The sequence below is a fragment of the Microcystis sp. M090S1 genome (assembly GCF_020246295.1).
GTDB lineage: Bacteria > Cyanobacteriota > Cyanobacteriia > Cyanobacteriales > Microcystaceae > Microcystis > Microcystis aeruginosa.
This window is the reverse complement of the sequence record NZ_JADBTF010000331.1, coordinates 1-4815: the sequence shown is the minus strand read 5'-3', so window position 1 is coordinate 4815 and position 4815 is coordinate 1. Positions and strand designations below refer to the sequence as shown.

The 4815-nt window shown below is 39.3% G+C and carries 5 protein-coding genes; all 5 read right to left on the bottom strand.

Features of this window, described 5'->3' with window-relative positions; all coding sequences use genetic code 11:
* Positions 1 to 70 precede the first annotated feature (70 nt).
* Positions 71 to 760: a potassium channel family protein gene (locus tag IM477_RS14650; protein WP_287732324.1), complete on the bottom strand. Its 690-nt coding sequence runs from the start codon at positions 758 to 760 to the stop codon at positions 71 to 73.
* 95 nt (positions 761 to 855) lie between these two features.
* On the bottom strand, positions 856 to 2190 hold the full coding sequence (locus IM477_RS14645; RefSeq protein WP_287078617.1) for a TrkH family potassium uptake protein: 1335 nt from the start codon (positions 2188 to 2190) through the stop codon (positions 856 to 858).
* 9 nt (positions 2191 to 2199) lie between these two features.
* A complete protein-coding gene (locus IM477_RS14640; RefSeq protein ID WP_287732323.1) occupies positions 2200 to 3348 on the bottom strand; it encodes a glycosyltransferase family 4 protein in 1149 nt (382 codons plus the stop codon).
* Positions 3349 to 3385: 37 nt separating this feature from the next.
* Positions 3386 to 4678, bottom strand: a complete 1293-nt coding sequence (locus IM477_RS14635; RefSeq protein ID WP_287732322.1) for an IS110 family transposase — start codon at positions 4676 to 4678, stop codon at positions 3386 to 3388.
* A gap of 35 nt (positions 4679 to 4713) precedes the next feature.
* A partial coding sequence (locus tag IM477_RS14630; protein ID WP_287732325.1) for a transposase occupies positions 4714 to 4815 on the bottom strand: 102 nt, incomplete at its 5' end.

Genomic DNA, 4815 nt, shown 5'->3' with positions numbered 1-4815 from the left:
CAGAAGCAATTCTGTCTAAGCAAGTAATCTCTGTGAACCAAGAATCCCCGTCTCTTTAGAGCGGGGAGTGTCAAATCGGTAAACGCTGAATATCTCGGTTAGAACCAATCACCACCATTGCTAAATCCTTGTGTAATCTTTCTTGGGGATTGGGGTTAATCTTGAATTTTTCCGCATTACCGACAGCGACAATATTTAACCCATAACGATTACGAATTTCTAACTCTGCTAGGGTTTTACCGTGAAAAGCTTCCGGGACTTTTAACTCGACAATACTATGTTCAGGATCGAGATCAAATCGTTCTAAAATTGATGGTCTAGTTAAACGGTGCGCTAACTCACAACCAGCATCGTATTCGGGAAAAACTACTAAATCTGCACCAACTTTTTTGAGTAATTTTCCATGGATTTCTGTGGAGGCTTTAGCGGCGACAAAATTAACCCCCGCTTCCTTACAATTGAGAGTAGTAATGATACTTTCTTCAACGTATTTACCAATAGCGACAATCACCGTATCGGTTTCAAAAATTCCCGCTTCTCGCAGGGCGTTAGGTTTGGTAGAATCAAGCTCGATCGCATTATCTACTATTCGATCAGATAACGCTTGTGCTACTAATCCTTTGTCAATATCTGTCGCTACCACTTGATAACCTTGTTTGCGTAAGGTTTCACAGACAGCGCGCCCAAATCTGCCTAATCCGATGACGGCAAATTGACGATTTTGGGGACGCATACTACTAAAAAATTTAATTGATTGCATAATTTGAAGTTAAACTGTTACGCATTTAAAATGCTAGTGTCAATGAGTGAGGAGACAGGAGAAACTGATAACTGATAACTGATAACTGATATTAATTATCCCACTAAAAGGTTTTCTTCGGGGTAATTAATAACTGTTGGTTTCGGATCGCCGATAATAGCCGCTATTAAAAGTATAACTCCTACCCGTCCCAAATACATCATAAAAACAATAATTAACTTAGAAATCGGCGATAAAGCGGCGGTTATACCCATAGATAGGCCGACAGTTCCAAAGGCAGAAACTACCTCAAAAAACAGTTGAATCATTTTAAAATCTGTCTCCACAAATGAGATAGCTAGTGTGGAGATAATAATCGCTATAACCGAACCAAAAACCACCGCCATTGACTTTAAAATTAACGGCATAGGAATGCGTCTTTGATAGAGAGTCACTTCTTCATGGCCTCTTAAAACCGAGCGAGTACAGTTATATAAAATCCTAAAGGTTGTGGTTTTAATACCTCCCCCTGTACCGCTAGGACTGGCTCCTATAAACATGAGAGCCATGGTAATTGATAAACCTTCTACGGAAATTTTCCCGATATCAATGGTATTAAATCCTGCTGTTCTCGATGTTACTGATTGGAACCAAGCGGCCAGCAATTTATCTTTAATTGATAAATTAGCCAAAGTGTCACCATTTCCCTGTTCAGTAAATAAAAAAGCCAATGTTCCCATCACTAATAAAAATATAGTTGTACTGATAGCAACTTTATAGTTAAGAGAAAAAACAAAGCCTTTTCTTTTATATCGAAAGCGGTGAATAGACCAAGTATAAAACTCGATAATTACTTGATAACCGATACCTCCAAAAACGATCAATCCTGTGATAGCTAAGTTAATAATAATTGAGGATTGATAGGACATCAAGTTATCTTTAAACAAGCCAAAACCGGCATTATTCCAAGCACTAATACTATGGAATAAAGATAACCACACCGCATATCTAAAATCATACTTTTGGGCGAAGACAGTTAACATAACCAAAGTTGCTGTTAACTCAAAAACTAGAGTAGTAGCAATCACTGATTTCATTAAACTTTGACTACCTTGTAGGAAAGGTCGATCAAAGGATTCTTGAATCGCTAACTTCTGTCTCAGGTCAAATTTTCGCCCAACTAATAACATTAAAAAAGTGGTAGTGGTCATATATCCCAAACCCCCCACTTGCACTAATAAAGCAATAAATAATTGACCCCAAAAAGAAAAATAAGTACCCGTATCTACTACTGCTAAACCCGTAACACAGACAGCAGAAGTGGAGGTAAAGAGGGCAACAATTGGGTCATTCCAAGTGCCGCTAGTGGTAGAAACAGGCAACATCAACAGGGAAGTTCCCGCTAAAATTACCGCAATAAATCCCAAGCAAATTGTCCGGGCAATCGTCATATAAATTCCTTAGTGAAAGTAGCTAAGAGAAGATTGTTTTTTGGCTAACACTTCTTTATAAACTAACTGTAAGCGATCGATATTTTTGCTGAGACTGTAAGAGTCTAAAACTCTTTGACGGGCTTTTTGTCCGAAAATTGTTGTTAATTCGGGATGATCTCGTAATACGGGTAAGAGAGTTTTTAATTGGGTAATTAGTCCTTTAGTATCTAGAACTATTCCCGCACCTTTTAACACTTCCCCATCGGCCCCCACATCCGTAGCCAGACAAGCAACACCGCAGGCCATCGCTTCCAAGAGGGAAATCGATAAACCTTCCACTAATGAGGGCAAAATAAAGCCGTCAACCCCGCGCAAAATTTCAATTCGTTTATTTTCATCGCCGATAAAACCTAACCAGATAATACCATCTTCTTCTCCATAAAAAGGTTTAAGGGAAGGAGTTAACGGACCATCGCCCACAATGAGCAGTTTGCATCTATCCCCTAAATTGGTTTTTTTCCAAGCTTTCAATAAAGATTCTACATTTTTCTCCGGCATGATCCGACCGAGATAAACAAATAAACAATCGGCATTATATTGAGCTTTAATATTCGAGGGACCTGGACAATACTTATTAACATCAACCCCATTGGGAATAATTGCTAATTTTTCTTCGGGAACCCCCAATTTAACTAAAAAATCCCGTTGAGAGGTGGAAAAAATAATTACTTTATCGTAATTAGCTAAAAAAGGGGCGTGTAGTTGGTAGGTTAATAATTGGGTACTAGAGATGAGATTGCGAATTTTACTATCAAAAGCCGGGTGAAAAGTCGCCACCAGAGGCAAATCTAAAGACTCACAAATTTCCGGTAGCAGAAAATCGAGGGGAGACAGGGGTAAGGACGCATGAACTAGATCGGGTTTCAGTTCCCTGAGTTTATCCTGTAGAACCCGACTCGATTTCAGGGTGGGAATAGTATAGACTTGGGAACTATAGAGACGTGGCAGGGTGATTTCGTCGTAAAAGTCGGGCCAATCGCCTACGGTGGGTTTTTCGGAAGAAAAATGCAGAAAACTGACTTGATAATCTCGATCGAGCAGGGAATTAGTCACTTCTCGCCCATAGGTAACGTTACCGCAAAAAGGAGATTTTTTTCCTAACCAGGCAATGTGCATTCAGATTCTCTTAAGAAAAAGTTAATTTAGCCAAATATCACTTTAGCAAATTCCGAGTTAAAAGTTGATAGAGTAGCCTAGTCTCGTAAAAAAGCAAGCGACATAGTCCATCTTTCCCCAACGCCTTAAAACTTGGTAACTCTTGAATCACTTCGATTTTTTCCCCGGTTTTTTCGTTGCAAGTACAATAGGTGTGTGTTCTCGGATTTAGCCAAGAGTTCTTGAGTTTAGTCATAATCTCGGTTTTAGCGGGCTTGTTGGGACAAATAATTACCATTGCGTGAGCGTACAAGTGAGAGCGCATTAAGTCGGAACCCTTCCAGGACTTTTTAACCTTGTCCTGTTTAGCGGAGGTATCCCCTGAAATCTGGTAAGAATATCCTAACCCCAGATAAGCCTGAAACTTTCTCAGGCTGATATCGTGATTACCTCTAAAGTAAGGTTTCCCGTTAACGAGGAATCTTTCGATAGGATAGCAGTGCAAAAGCAGTAAACTCTGAGTGACAGTACCAAAGCAAAATTGATTGAATACTTGACAATAGGGATTAAATTGTTCCAATTCTAGAATTTCGCTTAGTTCCCCTTCTTTAACTGATATTCTAGTTTCGTACATTATGATGTCATTGGCCAATAACTGGCTATATTCGCTAATTCCAGTGCCAGCCGTGACTTTAATCCGTGGGTTATTTCTCAATCCAGCGATATGTCCTAATGTAGGATTAAACCCGTTAACTCCAATATAATCAAAGTCTCTTTGAGCGATTTCTGGGTGTTCACAACACAATCGCTGTCTAAGTTGATTAATCAAAGAATTTTTGTTTTTATCAATTTGCTCTCTCTCGTGAAAAGTCCGACGTAATAAATCGAGCGAGTCATAGTCATAATTGTTTAAGATCGGGGGATTTCCTAAATCGTCTAACCCTGACTTATCAAAATAGGTTAGGGCAATGGTTAGAGCGTCGAGATAATCGTCTTTATTTTTGGTCTTAAAATAATGCTGTCGATTTATCTTGGTTTGCTGATGGGATATCCAATAAATATCTAACCCTAATTTCTTAGCACAATTAACCCAGAAGCTTGCATACCAGTAACCCGTAGGCTCTAAAATAATCGCATCAGCTTCTAAAGATTTAATAATCTCGATCGCTTCAGCATTGCATTCTAACTTATAAGCTATGTCATTAAGCTGAATATTTCCCTTAATTCGCGGGTATCCTTTAATCGGTTCCCCAATACTTTTCGAGTATTGTAGAGGGGAAACAGACGGAAATTCGCACAAAAAAACCACGATAGCCCAATTACGGCTAACGTCTATACCTAGTATTTTCATCGGTTATCGAAAATTTGGGTTAAAACCCCGTCGTTTTACGACGGCTTTTCCTGATCTTTGATATAAGACTTAAGAACTTCCAGTGGCGCACCTCCTACAGAAGAGACGAAATAACTGGGCGACCAAAGAGCGTCTTT

Excerpts from the sequence above, each read along its gene's own strand:
- IM477_RS14635 (WP_287732322.1), bottom strand. The coding sequence starts at position 4,678 with ATGAAAATACTAGGTATAGACGTTAGCCGTAATTGGGCTATCGTGGTT.
- IM477_RS14640 (WP_287732323.1), bottom strand. The coding sequence starts at position 3,348 with ATGCACATTGCCTGGTTAGGAAAAAAATCTCCTTTTTGCGGTAACGTT.
- IM477_RS14645 (WP_287078617.1), bottom strand. The coding sequence starts at position 2,190 with ATGACGATTGCCCGGACAATTTGCTTGGGATTTATTGCGGTAATTTTA.
- IM477_RS14650 (WP_287732324.1), bottom strand. The coding sequence starts at position 760 with ATGCAATCAATTAAATTTTTTAGTAGTATGCGTCCCCAAAATCGTCAA.